Raw genomic sequence first — 15,818 nt, forward strand, 5'->3', positions numbered from 1 at the left:
GCTTGCCGACCGAGCTGGAGTGGCCGTCGACGTGGACCGATCGCGCCGGTCGCGACCGGGCACCGGCGATCCCCGGGCACGAGCTGGCCGGGGTGGTCACCGCGCTCGGCTACGGGACGACGGGGCTGTCGGTCGGGCAGCGCGTGTTCGGGCTGACGGACTGGCACCGCGACGGCACGCTGGCCGAGTACGTCGCGGTCGAGTCGCGCAATCTCGCGCCGCTGCCGGGCGACGTCGACTTCACGGTCGGTGCCAGCCTGCCGATCTCGGGACTGACCGCGTGGCAGGGGTTGTTCCAGCACGGGCGCGTGCAGGCGGGGCAGACCGTACTCGCGCACGGTGCGGCCGGTGCGGTCGGGACGATGGTCACCCAGCTCGCCCGGGAGGCCGGCGCGTACGTGATCGGCACCGGCCCGCGGACGGGCTCGCGATCGACTTCGTGGTCGAGGCCTACCGCGGCCAGCTGACCGAGATCGCCCAGAGGGTCCGCGACGGCCGGCTGCGCACCAACATCGGCACGGTGGCGACGCTCGACGAAGCCGTCGCCACCTTCACCTCGACCGCACGGGCCAAGGGCAAGACCGTCATCCAGATCCGCGCCTGAGGTCAGGCGTCGAGGACGAACGCCTTGAACAGCGCCGAGTCCTTTCCGTTGCCGATCCCCGAGGCCCACTCGATGTAGCCCTTGCGGCCCTGCCCGTCGTTGTCGTTGACCAGCAGCGAGACGCTGACCAGGTTGCCGGTCGGGTCGATGCCGAGGTCGGTCCACGAGACGCCGGTGGTGTACGTCGTGGTCGTCCCGCTCCGGACGATCGCGGCGTCACCCGCCGGCAGCGGCCCGGTCGCGGGCCCGGACCACCGCCAGGTGTCGATGTCGGCGCCGACCAGGGACGCGCCGATCTCGTTCCAGCTGGCGGCCTCCCCCGGCGTACCGGAGCTGACCGCGAACTGGAGCGAGTCGTTCTGCCAGATCTGGTCGCCGCCGGCGGTGGCGTGATGGACGTCGTCGGTGACGTCCACCGTGAGATAGAGCTTGTCGGCGTCGTACGTGACCCAGAAGTCGAACGACAGGTCCTGCGGCCCGTTGTACCCGGTGACCTGCACGCTCCCCTCGCTCGACGTGCCGGACGGGCTCGTGCCGGCCAGCTGGTTCACGCCGTTGATCGCGATCGTCTTCTTCGTGGCGTGGTGCAGGTCGGCCGCCGCGACGAGGACCGCCGTACCGCTCGCGGACAACGGCGTACCGTCGCTCATCGTCGCGGTCACGCTGTACGCCGCCCCGCCGGTGAGCGGGATGAAGCGTTCGTCGACCGCTCCGGCCGCGATCGCGACGTCCGACACCGAGTCCTTGACCGAGCCCACCGTCCACGCGATCGTCGGCACCGTCTGCGCCGCGCTGCTGCCGTTGGTGACCTGGATCCGCAGCTGGTCCGCGCCGTCCCTCAGCACATGCTGGACGGCGAGCGCGAGCGGCTCGGTGACGTGGTAGTCCGCGACCAGCTTGCCGACCACGGCACCGGCCTCCGTCACCGAGGCGTGCACCGTCCGCCACCCGATCTCCGACGCCGGCCCGAACGAGACCTCCGTACTGCGTTTCGCGCCGGCCGGAACGGTGACCGAGGCAACGGTCTTCCCACCGGCCGACAACTGCGCACCAGCCGGCCGCGACCCGGTCATGTTGTCGACGACCCACACGGCGGTGAGGTTCTCGCCCCGCTTCGCGTCGTTCGCGGTCAGCTGGTGCCGCACGACCGGCGCGACGGCGATCGCACCTGTCGTCGCGACGTAGACCGGCTCCTTCCCGAGCGTGACGGACAGCCGGCCGTCGACGTGCGCGCTGTCGCCGTACGCGTCGGTGAAGGTCGCGGACCGCGCGGCGTTGACGCCGAACGGCGTCGGACCGTCCGCCCAGAGCATCCAGGTCGTTGCGGGCCCGTTCGGGATCACGACCCGGTGCACACCGGCGCTGGGCGAGTCCTGCTTCAGGCTGCTCTTCGTGACGCCGGACAGCTGTCGGGCCAGGTTGGCGTAGGAGACGTACGCCGGCTTCGGCCGGCTCGCGCCGCCCTGCACCATCGTCACCATGCCGAAGTTCTGCTCGGTCTCGCCCGGATTCGTGCCGTCGTTCATGAAGTCGTACCAGTAGAAGTCCGTCACGCCCGCGGAGTACGCGGCCGCCGCGCCCTGCGCCGCGTACGCCGCCTGCGACCGGGTGTCGACCGCGAGGTGCGCCGTACCGGCCGGCCAGCCGAGCTCGGAGATCCAGATGTCGCGCTGGACGCCGTACGACTCGATCAGCGTGGCGACGCTCTTCACCTGCTGCGCGAGCGAGTCCGGCGACGCCGGGTAGTTGTACGGATGGATCGAGACGCCGTCGATGTAGTCCAGGCCGCCGCTGTCGAACACCACCTTCATCCAGTCCAGCGGTACGCCGGCCGTTGCGGGCGCGACGTACTTCAGGTGCGGGTAGTGCTTGCGCAGCTCGGTGACCGTGGCCTTGAGCAACAGGAAGTAGTAGTCCGGCTGACAGTTCGCCGGACTGTTGCCACGGGCACCGAACGTCGGGATGTTGAACTCGTTGAACACCTCGACCGCCGCGACGTTCGGATTCTGCTTGACCAGTTCCACCGCGTACGACGCGAACCCTGAGCGGCCAGCGTCGGTGTACGGGGTCGCGCCGCCGTCGTAGTTGGCGTTGTTGAAGCTCAGCACCGGCAGGTCGGTGAGACCGTTCCGCCGGAGCACGTCGCGGTACGTGTTGTACAGCGTGAAGTCGTACGTGCCCTTGGTCGGCTCGGCGCCCCACCACTCCTCGGTGTCGCGCACGGTCGCGATTCCGGCCGCCGCGACCAGCGGGGCGAGCACGTTCGGGTCCCACGGGTCGGGCCCGAAGCCGAAGTGCGTGTTCACACCCAGACCGGGGACGACGCCGGCGAGCTTGCTCAGCACACAGAAGGAGTCGGTCACCGACTGCCCGGAGAACTCGTAGCTGATGTCGTAGTACCCGGTCCCGACCGGCACCACCACGCTGGCCCCGCCGCGCGCGGTCCCGGACCAGACCCGGTCGCCACCGGGCGCCGTGACCGTGACCGTGACCTTCTCCCCCGGCTTCGCCTTCGGTACGACGAGTCGCGGCACGCTGGGCACCACGAACACGTTGGAAGCGGCCAGCGCCTGCTGCGGCATCGAAGCCGCAGGAGCCGCCGGACCGGCCACCGCTCGGCTTGCGGTGAACGGCACGACCGCGGCCGCGGCGCTGACGCTGAGGAACGTTCTGCGTTTCATTACGTTGTCTCCGACTCGGTTCGTCAACCTGTAATGATCTGGTGGAAGGTGTCGAAGGCCTGTTTGCGCGCGCCCCAACTGCCGTCGGGGTTCACGTGCACCAGGCCGTAGTGCGCCTGGGAGTCGTCCCAGGCCGGCTGGTCGAACAGCTCGTACACGTAGACGCCGTGCACCTTGTCGGGCGCGGAGGCCCGAAGCGTCTGGACGGTGTTCGCGATGTAGTCCGCCTGCTCCGCCTCGGACGCCGACTGGGTGCCGTCGGTGATGTTCAGCTCGGTGAGCAGGATCTCCCGCTGCTGGAAGCGGTTGATCACCTCGAGGACGGCGAGCAGGTCGTCCATGCCCCAGTACCAGTCGAGGCCGTTGATCTCGTACGGCAGGCCGTCGTTGTTCAGCAGCTGCAGGAACCCGGTGTGCTTCCAGGTCATGTTCACGACCCGGCCGGCCTGCGAGTCCGAGTTCCGGACGCCGTCGCAGATCGCCCACATCCGGTCGCGGACCGCGGCGTACCGGTCCGGGTTGTAGTCGTTGATCGAGGAGCCGTCGACGCCCGGTCCGTTGATCGCGACGCCGTCCATCTCGTTCTGGATCTGGTAGAGCGGGATCTGGCCGGCGTACCGGCTGACCAGCATCGACACCTGGCTCTGGATCCAGCCGTTGTCGGCGTCGGCGATCGCGTCCGGCACGGTCAGGATCGCCATCAGCTGGACGCCGTTGCCGCGGGCGGCGGACACGATCGCGTCGTACCAGCTCCAGTCGGTCGAGGCGGAGTCGGTGGTCGGGATCATGAAGTCGACCCGGTAGTACCCGACACCGAGCGAGGCGGCGAGGGCGAGCTGGTCCCAGACGCCGTCGGCCGGGTACGACGTGTCGTCGATCGACGGCGGGTGCCCGCAGACGCCCCACGCGCTCAGCGTGGTGGCGGCGGACGCGGGCAGCTGGCTCAGCCCGGCCAGCGGAACGGCGGCGGCAGCGGCCGCGGAGACCTTCAGGAATGTCCGGCGGTGAATCATGTGTGCCTCCGGAATGAGGTGGTAAAGCGGTTTCACACTTCGCCGAAGCATCCGTTCTGATCGGGTGTCCCGTCAAGGCCTCGGCACCGGAGATATGCTTTTCGACGTGCCGAGAGAGAAAAGTGTGCGTCTGAGCGATGTCGCGGCGGTCGCGGGCGTCTCGCTGGCGACCGCCTCCAAGGCGCTGAACGGCAACCCGCGGATCTCGGAGGCCACCCGCGAGCGGGTCCGGTCCGCGGCCGACCGGCTCGACTTCCGGCCGAACGCGCTGGCCCGGTCGTTCGCCTCCGGCCGCAGCGGGACCATCGGCGTACTGACGCACCGCGCGAAGAACACGTTCGCCCGCCCGGTCGCGATGGGCGCGATCCTGCAGCTCGGCGCACAGAACCAGGCCGCCCTCGTGTACGACGGCGACGTCCAGGAGAGCAAGGCGATGTCCGACAGCCTCCGCGAACTGCAGGCGCGGCGGATCGACGGGCTACTCGTGATCGGCGACGGGCACGAGCACACGTCACCGTCGTTGACGCACCACTTCGACGTGCCGGTGCGGTACATCTTCACCGCGTCCAGCGACCCGAACGACGTGCTCTACCTGCCGGACAACCGCGAGGCCGGGCGGCTCGCGACACAACATCTGATCGACACCGGCAACACCCGGATCGCGCATCTCGGCGGGCCGCCGAACAGCATCGCGGCCGAGCGCCGCCAGGCCGGGATGACCGAGGCACTGACCGCCGCCGGGCTGGAGCCGGTCGGCCCGGTCATCCACAGCGACTGGACCAGGGTGCGCGGCGCGGCGGCGATGGCCGAGCTGCTCCGATCGGGCGCGACGTTCGACGCGGTGTTCTGCGGCAACGACCACATCGCGCTCGGTGCACTGGAGGCCTGCGCCGCGGCCGGCGTCCGGGTCCCCGACGACGTCGCGCTGGTCGGCGTCGACAACTGGGAGGGCACGGTCGTCGACCAGGAGGGCTCCCGGCAGCTGACCTCGGTCGACCTCGAACTGATGGAGCTGGGCCGGCTGGGCGCGGCGAGCATGACGGCAGCCGAGCACGCCCCGGGCGAGCACTTCACCACGCCGACGCTCGCGACCGGGCCTTCCAGCCGGCATTGAATTCATGGCGGAAAACGCCGTGAAAGCAGTTTCACAGAATGGGGTTCATCGCCGCCAGCATTGCCGCCGTTCCGGCGGTCGCGAGGGCGTGGCAGCAGCACATCAGCCGGTGCCCGCTGCAGCGGGCCGCACGCAGCACCCACCAGCCCGCGGCCAGGGCGAGCGAGGCGGTGACGACCCAGCTCAGCATCCCGGTCCAGCTCCGGAGCGACATCGGCATCGTGGTCAGCATCCAGACCATCCCGAGGTTCATCGCGGCGTGCATCAGCGCGCCTGCCCGCGCCGCGACCTCGGCGAAACGGGCGAGGTGCCGGAGGAACACGACCGCCGCGCCCCCGAACAGCACCACCTGCAGCCAGCGCGCGACGCCCGCGGCCGGCCACCACAGCATCGCGAGCATGGCCGCGCCCATCAGGACGTGGTTCACGTCGGTGAAGACGTCGATCCCGCGCCCGCGCCCGGTCGCGAGGCGCCACAGGCAGTACAACGCCGTCGTACCGAAGACCACCGTCAGTAGCTCGTTCACATCAAAGACGTCGAAGCTGGACGGCGGTCCTCGACATGCGTCAGGCCAGCGGGAGCAAGGCCCGGTGCGATCGGAGGATCAGGTGCAGCGAGCTGTGCAGGGCGAGACCGCCGAGCGAGCCCAGCGCCCGGAACCGGAGCGTCACGTCCACAACCGCCGGTCCGTCGAACCGCATCCGGAGGCTGCCGTCCTGATTCGGCGCGCCGGTCAGCTCGTGCACCGGCAGGTCCAGCTCGACGCCAGGCACCGGGTCGGTCTCGATCACCAGCTCACCGGTCACGAACCCGGTGTTGACGATCGGGAACTCGACCGTGTGCCACTCACCCGCCGCCAGGCTCGGCACCCGGTGGCCGGTGGTGGCGACGTTCACCCGGGCCTCCGGGTTGATCACCACCGAGAGCGGCGCGGTCGTCTCGACCGGATCGCAGCAGCCTGCCATCAGTCCACCTCGCATTCGTCGCGCCGGGTCCGGTAGATGGCCTGCGCCTCGTCGTACGCCGACCGTGCCGCCGCCTGCTCGCTCTCCCGGATGAAGCCGGACTTCGCCGTCCACAACGCGTCGACGGAATCGTGCAACCACTGCGCGCTCCGCCGCGACGCCCGGATCGGCTGCCCGGCGACCTCGACGAAGATCGGCTGCGTGTGCACGCTGCGCAGGATCCGGACCGCGATCCACGACGACCGCTCCAGCTCGACGTCGAACGCCAGCTCCTGCTCGTTGCCGTCCGCAACGATCTCCTGGGATCCGGCCGGTACGCCGTTCACCAGGACCTCGACGAGGACGTTCCGGGTCTGCCCGATCCGCGACCGCTCCAGGTGCCAGCCGACCGGCGCGGAGTACACCGGCTGACCGGCGGCCGGGGCCGCGGGCGGCTCCTCGGGCAACCAGGCCGCGACCGTCGCCGTGACGTGTACGGTGCCCGCCGCCGCGGCGGACTGTTCCCGGTCGGTGGATCCGTCGACCGCGAAGTCGTACACGTGACTGCGGCCGTCCCCGAAGTACGACGCGCCGTCCTTCAGCCCGCCGAGCCACGACTCCAACGCCTGCGGGCCTTGCGGCGGCTCCGGCAGCCGGACGTAGGTGCGCCCGACGCCCGGGCCGTCGTCGTAGATGCACGGGTAGTCGGTCTCGCCGAGCATCAGCGTCCGGTAGCCGACGTTCAGCAGGTGGTACCAGATGTTCAGCTCGGCGGCCGGCGCGAACTCGGCGCCGCACTGGAAGTCGGCCGACCCCAGCGGTACGTCGACGACGATCTCGTTCGACCCGATCGACTGGAACCCCGGGACCACGTAGTTCGGCAACTCGTCGGTCTCGACCGCGAGGCCGAGGCCACAGTGCGCGTACCCGACGAGCGCGTTCTGCGCGTGCCCCCAGCGCATCACCGGGAGGTTCCAGGACGGCCAGTCCTCGATGATCTTCGTGCCCGGGTAGTCCTGGTCGGTGAGCCCGAGCAGGATGACGTGCCCGGAGTGGCTGGACGGGAACCCGGACACCTCGAGGTCGTACCGCAGCAGGCTCTCGCCGTCGCGGTCGGTGTCCTGCGGCGCCCAGGTCATCCCCTGCACCTGCTGCATCGCGGGGTACTCGAGCTCGGCGCGCGGGCTGATCGACGAGCCGCTGAAGAACTGCTTCTGGTGGTAGTAGCACGGCCCCCAGGTGAGCACGCTGCCCATCCACAGGCCCTCGCCGCGGACGTGCCGGATCATCGTCTCCGGCGTCACGCCCTCGGACGGCACGTTGTAGTGCGAGCAGCCGCCGGCGTGGATGTGCGGGTCGCCCGAGTAGTACCCGTGCGCGGCCGGATCGGCCCAGCGGTCGAGGCCGATCGTCAGCTTTTCGGTGTCGGCCGCGACGTCGACCTCGATCCGCACCTCGCGGTACTCCGGCCCGCGGCGCGCGGAGATCTCGTACCGGCCGGCCGGCAGCGTGAGCACCTCGCCGGTCGCCCGGTACACGTGGTCGTGGAAGAACATGTCCGGCGCCAGCCGCATCGCCTTCGACGGGTACGCCCGGCGCTGACCGTCGCGGACCGTCAGCGCCGCGACGCTGCTGCTGCCGTCGGGCTCCCGGACGTCGAGCCGGATGTCACGCGCGGCGGCGCAGTCGAAGTCGAACTTCGCGGCGTACTGCCGGGCCTCGAACCCCATCCGCTGCCAGGCCTTCCGCATCGGCGGCCGGGTGATGCTGTCGAACTGCTCCTCCACCGCCAGGACCAGCGACAGCTCACCGCCGAGCGTCCCCTCGTCGCGGCTGTACAGGCTGATCACCGTGTACTCGACGTCGACGCCGGACACGTCCGCCGACCCGGCGAGCTTCACCTCCAGCCAGCTGCTCGCGATCCGCGGCACCGTGGTCAGCGTGTCCGGCATCGCGATCCGGGCCGAATGGCTGTGGAAGTCGACAGTGTTCAGCACATGGTTCGACGGCGCCGCCAGGGTGCCGAGCAGCCCGTGCGGGTTCGCGACCCGGACCAGGAAGCTCCGCCACCCGTGCTGCACGAGCCGCGGCGGCGCGGCCCCCGGCGTACTGGCGGTCAATCCCTGCTCGTCGATCTCGGACTCGACGATCACGTACGGGCGGAGCAGTTCGTCGACCTGCGCGGCGTCGGTGGCCGCAGCCAGCTTGGCGGTCAGGTCGTCGGGTAGTGGCTCACCGATGTCACGAAGTTTCTCAACGGCTCGAGTCGCGGATGCCAGCAGTGGCTGGAACACGGGGCCTCCTCATCGTGGACCGGCCACCGACACTAGTCGCCGCGCCCCCATCTGGCGCGGGTATTTCGTACTCCGGCCGGAGCGCGGCCAGGTAGTAGCCGGCCCGGAGCCGCGAGCTGCGATGCTTGACCTTGACACAGTGTCAAGGTCTTGACTGGCAGGCAGGAGGTGGTTCGTGTGAACCCGAAGTACGACCCGCGCCTGCTGGCCGCGGCGGACACGTCGACGCGGCTGCGGGCGGCGATGGCGATCGGCGCCGAGGCCGACCCCGAGGTGGTCGAGGTGCTGGTGGCGCGGTGTGGGGTGGAGCCGGACTTCTTCGTGCGGGACATGCTGACCTGGGCGTTGATCCAGCTGCCGCGGGACGTGGTGCTGCCGCAGGTGGTCGCGGAGCTGGACTCGGCGAACGCGCAGGCCCGGAGTCAGGCGTTGCACACGCTGTCGAAGCTGAAGGACCCGGCGACCTGGCCGGCGATCACCCGGCAGTTGCTGCACGACCCGGACGACGAGGTCCGGCGGACTGCCTGGCGGACGGCGGTCGGGCTGGTTCCGGCCGGTGCGGAGCAGCAGCTCGCGAAGGAGCTGGCGACGGAGCTCGGGCGCGGCGACCGCGACGTACAGCTGAGTCTGAGCCGGGCGCTGGTCGAGCTGGGCGATGCTGCCGACGAGGCGCTGGCCGGCGGGCTGGCGAGCCGGAAGGCGAAGGTGCAGGCGCACGCCCGCGCCACCGAGCGGCTGCTGCGGGACCCGGAGGCGAACTTCGGGGCACTGCTCGACGAGGCGAAACGAGCCGTTGCCCTCGGCCCGCAACAGGTCCGGGAGCAGCATGCTCATCGGTGAGGTGGCCCGCCGGTCCGGGGTGAGCTCGCGAATGCTCAGGCATTACGAGTCCCTCGGGCTGGTGCGGCCCACCGGCCGGACGGTCGGCGGGTACCGCGAGTACGCCGACGACGACATCCGGCGGATCTTCCACGTCGAGGTGCTGCGGTCGCTCGGTCTGTCGCTGCGCGAGATCGGGCGCGCACTGGAGGACCCCGGGTTCGCGGCGCCTGCGCTGCTCGGCGACCTGATCCGGCGGACCGAGGAACGGGTGCAGCGCGAGCAGGAACTCCTCGACCGGTTGCGCGCGATCGACGCGGCCACGCCCGGCGACTGGCCCGACGTACTGCGGGTCGTCGAGCTGCTGCACAGCCTCAACTCCCCCAGCGCGGCCCGGCGCCAGCAGGCCGTGCTCGCGCCGGCCGAGGACCAGCTGCCGACCGAGGTACTCGCCGCCGCGCTGCTCACCGAGTCCGACCCGAACGTCGCGGGCGCGCTGCGCTGGGCGCTGCAGCGTTCGACCGACGACGTCCTCGCCGCGCTGACACCCGCACTCCGCTCCGACGACGTCACGATCCGCCGGCGCGCGGTCGTCGCGATCGCCGAGGTCTCCAGCGCGGAAGCGGTCCCGATCCTCACGACAGCCCTGAAGGACCCGGACGTCGAGGTCCGCAAGCACGCCGCGCTGTCGCTGGGCGCCCGCGGCGAGCGTTCCGCCGTACCCGCCCTGGTCACCCTGATCATCGAAGGCACCAACGACGTCGAGGCCGCCGAGACCCTGGCCACCCTCACTACCGACCCCGGCACCGCCACGCACATCCTCACCACGCTCACCCACAAACTCGCGAACAGCACCCCCGAAGCCCGCGTCCGCCTCGTCCAGGCCCTCGGCGAACTCCCGCCCTCCCTCACCCGCACCACCCTCGAATCCCTCACCGAGGACCCCCAAACCCCCGTCGCCCTGACCGCGAAGGCACTGCTGCGGTTTGGCATCATGGGCTGATGGATCCCGCGCTCGTCCCGGAGTTGCTTGTCGAGTCGGTTGCTGTGAGCACCGAGTTCTGGTGTGGGGTGTGCGGCTTCGAGGTGCGGTACGCGCGACCCGAGGAAGGGTTCGCGTACGTCGTGCTCGGCGGAGCGCATGTGATGCTCGAACAGGCCGGTGTCGGACGGAACTGGGTGACCGGAGCACTGGAGCGGCCGTTGGGGCGGGGCATCAACCTGCAGATCGCCGTACCGTCGATCACGCCGATCCTGGAAGCGCTGCACCGCGCGGGCCTGCCGTTGTTCATGGAGCCGGAGACCAAGTGGTACCGGACGGATCGGGGTGAGGTCGGCGTCGAGCAGTTCCTGGTGGCCGATCCGGACGGGTACCTGCTCCGCTTCCAGTCGCCCGCGACCGTGCTGGAGGTCGACGGCGAACGCTTCCAGGTCTCGACCCGCGCGGACCACCCCGGCACCTTCGACTACACCTGGCTCAGCGGCCGCAACCCGGGCTACGGCTTCAGCGAGTCCGGCTCCCGCGACCTCACCCGGACCGAGGCCGACCACCGCCGGGCCATCAGCGGTTTCCTGTCCGGCATCAACCCGGCGACCGGGTACCTCGACTGATCGTCAGCGCGAGACCGCCCGCGAGGATCCACGATCACGAGCACTACTCGTTCAGCGAGTGACCCACGGTTGCGGCGAGTACCGCGGGTACGACGGGTAGGTCCAGCCGCGCAGGTACCGCGAAGACGGCGGATGCCGCTTGTAGGGCAGGCGTCTCGTGTCCCTCAGGTACTGCGCATACGGCGGGCACCCGCGCGCACGGCCGCTGACGCGAGTACCGCAGGAGCGCGCGGTAGGTACCAACTCGTGAGCTCACGCCCGACGCCGGCCGGTAGACGGCGTCGCGCGCGTATACGTCCTGTCCAGTTGCAGGTGCAGGGTTGACCTCTGAGCTGGTGGGTTGGCGCCTTGCATGCCGGGGGACAAACCCACCAACTGAGAGGCCAACCCCGGAGCTGGTCCAGCTCGGGCACGGCGGGCGGGTTACGACTCGAACGTTTCTTGGGCACTAGAGCGGCTGCCGTAGGCGCCGCGAGTCTGGCGGGAGCCACGGGTGTCGCGAACAACGCCGGGTGCGCTGGGCACGACGAGCGCAGCAGGTACGACGGGCGGCGCAGGTACGACGGGTGCTGCTGCGGCAGATGCCTTGTGTCCCGCATGCACTGCGAATATGGCGGATACCGTGCATACGTGGACACCGCGTGGAAAGGCCGGTGCTGCGACTACTGCGAGCAGCGCGCGCACCGCGCACGTGACACGTTCCGCGAGCGGTGCGGATGCGGTGCGGATGCACAGCGGTGCGGATGTAGCCGGCGTCGGGTGCTGATGGCGGCCGACGTCGAGGGCCCTGTCCGCGGTGGCTGACTTGGCCTCGTTCGGTGGACCCGTGCTGGTGGGGTGGCTGTCTCCGTTCTGCGGTTTGGTGTGTGGTGCAGGCTTCGTGGGACACCGGGCCGGAAGGCCCGGAGGCGCGCTCGATGTGTCGAGTGCGGTGGTGAGGACCGGCGCTCGACGGGTTGGTGGGTGTTGCCCGGGCTGGGCCGGGCATCAGATGGTGGCGAAGTGCGGCGGACCGGTAGCGGGGGTCGTGGGCGTGCGCGTGCCCCAGACGGCGAAGCGGGCGGCGGCGGCGAGGGTTGCTTCGTCGGCTTTCCAGCGGCTGGTTGGTGGGGCGGGCGGGTCTGAATCGCCCCGGGGCTTGTCTGGTGGTCTGTTGCCGGGGTGCGCGGGGCAGGTGGGTACGTCGCCTGGCGGCGTGTGCGGGGAGTCGGGTGGTGATTCGGCGACTGGAGCATCGGGATGTGCCAGGAGCGCGTGTGCTGGTGCGGCGACGGGTACCGGGTTGGCCCAGGTTGGGCGTTGCACGTGGACTTTGCCGTTGGTGATGGTGATGGTCCAGCGGCCGGCGTGGAGGTCTACGTGGTGGCGGCGGCACAGCAGCGCCAGGTTGTCGACGGCGGTGGGTCCGCCGTCGAGCCAGGAGATGAGGTGGTGGGCGTCGCACATCACCGGGGGCGCCGCGCAGACGACGCAGCCGCGGTCTCGGGCGTTGAGGGCGTGGCGGATGGCGCGGGTGACGAGGCGTTCGCGGCGGCCGACGTCGAGGGGTTCGGAGTTGGAGCCCAATACCAAGGGGATGACGTTGGCGTCGCAGGCGAGGCGGCGGACGGTGGCGGCGGACAGGTCGTCGCCGTACACCGTCCGACCGGTCCCGGCGCTCTGGCCGGATCCGCCGGGCTGGCCGGAACCGCCGGGCTGGCCGGATCGAGCGGTTGCGTTGGCGGTCGCGGTACGTAGGTCTTCGAGGTCGATCGTCACGGTGATGTTCGCTTTGGCGCCGTGGCCAGGGGTGTCTGTGTCCCACGCATTCGAGGCGACCGTCAGCGCGGTGGTGAGCGCGTCGGCCTGGCGCTTGTCGCGGGCGCGCGGGTCGTGTTCGCCGTCCACGGTCTTGTGGGGGCGGGCGCCGGTGTGGATGACCGCGCGCAGCAGCTCGGCGTTCTCGTTGGCCAGGTAGCCGCGGAACTTTACGCCGTTCTCTGCATTGGTGAGAGTCAAAGACTCGCGCTGGTAGGCCTTCTGCTCTTCGGGTTCGGGGCCGTCGGAGTCCAGGAGGTTGCAGAGCTGCTTCGCGGCGGTGCGCAGCTCGTTCGGGGACAGGTGCGCGGCCAGCCCGACGAGTTGTTCCTCGGCGATGTCGAGGTCTTCTACTGGGACGCGGGTGCGGACGCGTTCTAGTTCGGTGACGATCGCCGACGCATGGCCGGTTTGCAGGGTGTCGAGGGCGGCGGCGACTGTCTTGTATTTGGGGAGCGCGCGGGCCAGGCGGACGTCGCGCCAGACCTCCGGGCGGTTGCGGTGGTGGCGGAAGGTGAGGAGCTCGACGGTGTCGCGGGCGCCGAGGTCCTGGGCGAGGCCGGATTCTTCGGCGCGGGCGATGAGTTGGAGGCGGAGAGACTCCAGGCGGATGATCTCGGCGTTCACCTGGTCGAGGGCAGGCAAGACCTCATGGTTGCCTAGAGCAACCACTGGGCGTCCGCCGAGAATGTCCATGCCAAGACTCTAGCCGCCACGTCCGACAGTTTTCAAAGCCGATTCCCCTTATTTTCAAGGGAAAGAGTTATCCACAGATTTGGCCAGCACGCAGTCGCCGCAGAGGGGGCCGTTGTGGTCGGGGGCGGCGCGGTAGATGAGGCAGCAGCTCCGGCGGCGGAACGGGTCGGTGGTGTGGGCGTCGCGCAACGGTTCGACGGCGAGGAGGGTGTTCGCGACGCTGCGGGCGCGGGCGGCGAGCGCCGGGGCCGCGTTCGCGAGGGCGGTGGCAGCACCGTTGACCGCCGACGCGACGTTGCCGGTGAGGATGTGGGACGACAGGTCGAACGCCTGGGCGATCGCGGGGATCGGGCCGTCGAAGAGGGCCGTATGCAGATCGCCGCCGGCCGGGATCGGGGGCAGCGAAAGCGGGAACGCGCCGCCGAGGACCGGCTGCCAGTACAGCTGGTCGAGGGAGAGCGCCGGTACGCCGCGGTCGAGGACGGCGGCGGCGAGCGCGGGCGAGATCAGGCGGGCGACCAGGCCGAGGTGCGTGACCGACGCGGCCACGCGGACCTCGACCGCCTCGGCGGACCGGCCGCTCACCGTCCCCAGGTAGTAGCGGGTCCGGGCGATGCGGTCCCGCAGGACCGACGGGTTGTCGACGAGCTCGGACATCCGGCGCCAGGGCGGTTCCGGCGCCGAGCCCGTGTGCTGCTCGACACCGAAGAACGGCCCCAGCTCCGCGAACAGCGTCACGCCGTGCTCGCGACCGGTGCGGGGGTGCGGAGCAGCCGGTCCGCGAGCGGGCCGAACACCAGGCCGATCACGCCCCAGAGCAGGACCTGCGCCCCGACGGAGTACAGCCGGAACGCGGACAGCAGGTCCGCGTCGAAGCCCGGGTAGACGATGGTGCCCTTGTCGTCGGTCAGCGGCCGCGGGGTCTCGGTCGCGTGCCGCCCGTACTCCTGCACGTTCGCGGCGAGATGCCCGAGCGACGGCAGGAGGGCCATCACGACACCGATCAGCACGACGTACGCCGCGAGCGCGACGAGGGTGGCGTTCCAGTTGCCGAGGCGCGGCTGCAGGCGCTTGCCCAGGGCAACGGCTCCGAGCAGGAACAGCACCGAGCAGACCACCATCACCAGGTACAGGTTGCCGCGGTCGTGGATCGTGGCCTCGTGGCCGATCGCCGGCGGGTTCGCCGGGTACTTCAGAAACGGCACCAGGTAGAAGCCGAGGAAGCCGCCGGCCGCGACCAGCATCGCCAGCGTCCGCGGGCGGAGCCTGCCGACCCGGCCGAGACAGATCGTGTACGCGACCGCGAACAGCGCGCCCATCGCGACGCCGAACAGCACGAGCCCGGCGCCGATCCCGAGGTTCGCCTGCAAGGTGCGGCTGAAGATGTCCGGTCCGGCTGCTTCGATGGGCAGTCCGGCCGCCTTGTCGAGGGCGTCCTGCGCGGCGTCGCGGCCGGTCTCGTAGTCGATCGCGGCCTGGATCTGCGGCTCGGCGAAGATCCGCGCGAAGACGAACGCGGCCAGGCCGCCCGCTCCGCCGGCCAGCAGGCCGCGGAGGATCAGTTTGTGCTCCATCAGTTCAGCGAGCTCAGTGGCAGGGGAAGCCGAGGAAGTGCCGTGCGTCGTGCACGAACTCGTGGATGTGCGTGTCCTTGCCGAAGACCGAGTACGCGCCCTGGTCGACGCCGATGAAGTAGTACACCAGGAATGCCAGGAACGCCGTACCGACCAGCCAGAGAACGGCCTTCGAGACCGGGAGGACGACCGGGGTCGACGCGGTCGAGGGTGCAGGCAGATTACTCACGTGGAGCCTCCTTCAGGGGATCGTGCGTCCCGCTACCGGTGGAGCGTCGTGACGGCGAAGTATCTGACTTACCGGACCTGTCCGGCTCACAGTGGCGCGACCGTGCCGAATTCCCATCGGCTTCCTTGCGCCGTCACTCATCCCGGAGCGTACAGGGTTCCCTGCCGACCTGCACTACCCTGGCGAGTGCAGCTGGTTCGACCTGGCCGCCAGTCAGGCCGTCGCAAGAGGGAACCCGGTGGGAATCCGGGACTGCCCCGCAGCGGTGAGTGGGAACGACCGTCGTCATCGAGCACTGGGCGGGTATGCCTGGGAAGCGACGACCAGTAGGTGTCCGGGGAACCAGACCGGACGGGCCCGCGAGTCCGAAGACCTGCCACTGCCCGCGCACACCCCTGTGTGTGCGGACTCACACCGGGACGGACTCGCGAAGGAGAGTTTC

The 15,818-nt window shown here is 70.3% G+C and carries 15 protein-coding genes and 2 riboswitches; of the genes, 6 read left to right on the forward strand and 9 right to left on the reverse strand.

Annotated features, from left to right (window positions below; genetic code table 11):
* Positions 1-2 precede the first annotated feature (2 nt).
* Both ACXJJ3_RS11420 and ACXJJ3_RS11425 read left to right on the forward strand, forming a co-directional pair.
* Positions 3-467 (forward strand): NADP-dependent oxidoreductase, encoded by a 465-nt coding sequence (locus ACXJJ3_RS11420; protein WP_458169958.1) that lies wholly within the window; start codon positions 3-5, stop codon positions 465-467.
* Positions 440-604 (forward strand): hypothetical protein, encoded by a 165-nt coding sequence (locus ACXJJ3_RS11425; RefSeq protein ID WP_458169959.1) that lies wholly within the window; start codon positions 440-442, stop codon positions 602-604. Before ACXJJ3_RS11420 ends, ACXJJ3_RS11425 begins: the two co-directional genes overlap by 28 nt.
* Before the next feature lie 2 nt (positions 605-606).
* Here ACXJJ3_RS11425 and ACXJJ3_RS11430 read toward each other — a convergent pair whose 3' ends face one another.
* Together ACXJJ3_RS11430 and ACXJJ3_RS11435 are read right to left on the reverse strand one after the other, a co-directional pair.
* A complete protein-coding gene (locus ACXJJ3_RS11430; RefSeq protein WP_458169960.1) occupies positions 607-3,285 on the reverse strand; it encodes a sugar-binding protein in 2,679 nt (892 codons plus the stop codon).
* Between the two features lie 23 nt (positions 3,286-3,308).
* A complete protein-coding gene (locus tag ACXJJ3_RS11435; RefSeq protein WP_458169961.1) occupies positions 3,309-4,298 on the reverse strand; it encodes a twin-arginine translocation signal domain-containing protein in 990 nt (329 codons plus the stop codon).
* A gap of 106 nt (positions 4,299-4,404) precedes the next feature.
* On the opposite strand from ACXJJ3_RS11435, the gene ACXJJ3_RS11440 reads away from it, so the two are divergent.
* Positions 4,405-5,412, forward strand: coding sequence for a LacI family DNA-binding transcriptional regulator (locus tag ACXJJ3_RS11440; protein WP_458169962.1), 1,008 nt, complete (start codon positions 4,405-4,407; stop codon positions 5,410-5,412).
* A 31-nt stretch (positions 5,413-5,443) separates the two neighbouring features.
* Here ACXJJ3_RS11440 and ACXJJ3_RS11445 read toward each other — a convergent pair whose 3' ends face one another.
* From ACXJJ3_RS11445 to ACXJJ3_RS11455, 3 genes are read right to left on the reverse strand one after another with little or no spacing between them, the layout of a single operon-like run.
* Positions 5,444-5,938: a DUF5134 domain-containing protein gene (locus ACXJJ3_RS11445; RefSeq protein ID WP_458169963.1), complete on the reverse strand. Its 495-nt coding sequence runs from the start codon at positions 5,936-5,938 to the stop codon at positions 5,444-5,446.
* 40 nt (positions 5,939-5,978) lie between these two features.
* Positions 5,979-6,377: a hypothetical protein gene (locus tag ACXJJ3_RS11450; protein ID WP_458169964.1), complete on the reverse strand. Its 399-nt coding sequence runs from the start codon at positions 6,375-6,377 to the stop codon at positions 5,979-5,981.
* Positions 6,377-8,650: a CehA/McbA family metallohydrolase gene (locus ACXJJ3_RS11455; protein WP_458169965.1), complete on the reverse strand. Its 2,274-nt coding sequence runs from the start codon at positions 8,648-8,650 to the stop codon at positions 6,377-6,379. The genes ACXJJ3_RS11450 and ACXJJ3_RS11455 overlap by 1 nt, the downstream gene beginning before the upstream one ends.
* Positions 8,651-8,827: 177 nt before the next feature.
* Between ACXJJ3_RS11455 and ACXJJ3_RS11460 the strand changes: the two genes are divergently transcribed.
* From ACXJJ3_RS11460 to ACXJJ3_RS11470, 3 genes are read left to right on the forward strand one after another with little or no spacing between them, the layout of a single operon-like run.
* Positions 8,828-9,490, forward strand: a complete 663-nt coding sequence (locus ACXJJ3_RS11460) for a HEAT repeat domain-containing protein (protein ID WP_458169966.1) — start codon at positions 8,828-8,830, stop codon at positions 9,488-9,490.
* Complete coding sequence (locus ACXJJ3_RS11465) at positions 9,477-10,472, forward strand: HEAT repeat domain-containing protein (protein ID WP_458169967.1); 996 nt, start codon at positions 9,477-9,479, stop codon at positions 10,470-10,472. Before ACXJJ3_RS11460 ends, ACXJJ3_RS11465 begins: the two co-directional genes overlap by 14 nt.
* Positions 10,472-11,080 (forward strand): bleomycin resistance protein, encoded by a 609-nt coding sequence (locus ACXJJ3_RS11470; protein ID WP_458169968.1) that lies wholly within the window; start codon positions 10,472-10,474, stop codon positions 11,078-11,080. The genes ACXJJ3_RS11465 and ACXJJ3_RS11470 overlap by 1 nt, the downstream gene beginning before the upstream one ends.
* A 987-nt stretch (positions 11,081-12,067) precedes the next feature.
* Here ACXJJ3_RS11470 and ACXJJ3_RS11475 read toward each other — a convergent pair.
* Genes ACXJJ3_RS11475 through ACXJJ3_RS11490 form a run of 4 tightly spaced genes read right to left on the reverse strand, consistent with a single transcriptional unit; the run spans position 12,068 to position 15,376 of the window.
* The gene (locus tag ACXJJ3_RS11475; RefSeq protein WP_458169969.1) at positions 12,068-13,573 is read right to left on the reverse strand and encodes a DUF222 domain-containing protein; all 1,506 of its coding nucleotides are present in this window, start codon (positions 13,571-13,573) and stop codon (positions 12,068-12,070) included.
* Positions 13,574-13,627: 54 nt separating this feature from the next.
* Entirely contained in the window at positions 13,628-14,311 is a 684-nt protein-coding gene (locus tag ACXJJ3_RS11480; protein WP_458169970.1) for a (2Fe-2S)-binding protein, read from the reverse strand.
* A complete protein-coding gene (locus ACXJJ3_RS11485; RefSeq protein ID WP_458169971.1) occupies positions 14,308-15,147 on the reverse strand; it encodes a CbtA family protein in 840 nt (279 codons plus the stop codon). Before ACXJJ3_RS11485 ends, ACXJJ3_RS11480 begins: the two co-directional genes overlap by 4 nt.
* Before the next feature lie 13 nt (positions 15,148-15,160).
* Positions 15,161-15,376 (reverse strand): CbtB domain-containing protein, encoded by a 216-nt coding sequence (locus ACXJJ3_RS11490; RefSeq protein ID WP_458169972.1) that lies wholly within the window; start codon positions 15,374-15,376, stop codon positions 15,161-15,163.
* Between the two features lie 48 nt (positions 15,377-15,424).
* A riboswitch (adenosylcobalamin (AdoCbl) riboswitch) is annotated at positions 15,425-15,513 on the reverse strand.
* A gap of 38 nt (positions 15,514-15,551) precedes the next feature.
* Positions 15,552-15,771: riboswitch (cobalamin riboswitch) on the forward strand.
* The last annotated feature ends 47 nt before the right edge of the window (positions 15,772-15,818 follow it).

Source organism: Kribbella sp. WER1 (assembly GCF_054189145.1).

What these genes read in the sequence shown, in the direction of transcription:
- ACXJJ3_RS11430 (WP_458169960.1), bottom strand. Translation starts at nt 3,285, where the DNA reads ATGAAACGCAGAACGTTCCTCAGCGTCAGCGCCGCGGCCGCGGTCGTG.
- ACXJJ3_RS11435 (WP_458169961.1), bottom strand. Translation starts at nt 4,298, where the DNA reads ATGATTCACCGCCGGACATTCCTGAAGGTCTCCGCGGCCGCTGCCGCC.
- ACXJJ3_RS11450 (WP_458169964.1), bottom strand. Translation starts at nt 6,377, where the DNA reads ATGGCAGGCTGCTGCGATCCGGTCGAGACGACCGCGCCGCTCTCGGTG.
- ACXJJ3_RS11465 (WP_458169967.1), top strand. Translation starts at nt 9,477, where the DNA reads ATGCTCATCGGTGAGGTGGCCCGCCGGTCCGGGGTGAGCTCGCGAATG.
- ACXJJ3_RS11470 (WP_458169968.1), top strand. Translation starts at nt 10,472, where the DNA reads ATGGATCCCGCGCTCGTCCCGGAGTTGCTTGTCGAGTCGGTTGCTGTG.
- ACXJJ3_RS11475 (WP_458169969.1), bottom strand. Translation starts at nt 13,573, where the DNA reads ATGGACATTCTCGGCGGACGCCCAGTGGTTGCTCTAGGCAACCATGAG.
- ACXJJ3_RS11485 (WP_458169971.1), bottom strand. Translation starts at nt 15,147, where the DNA reads ATGGAGCACAAACTGATCCTCCGCGGCCTGCTGGCCGGCGGAGCGGGC.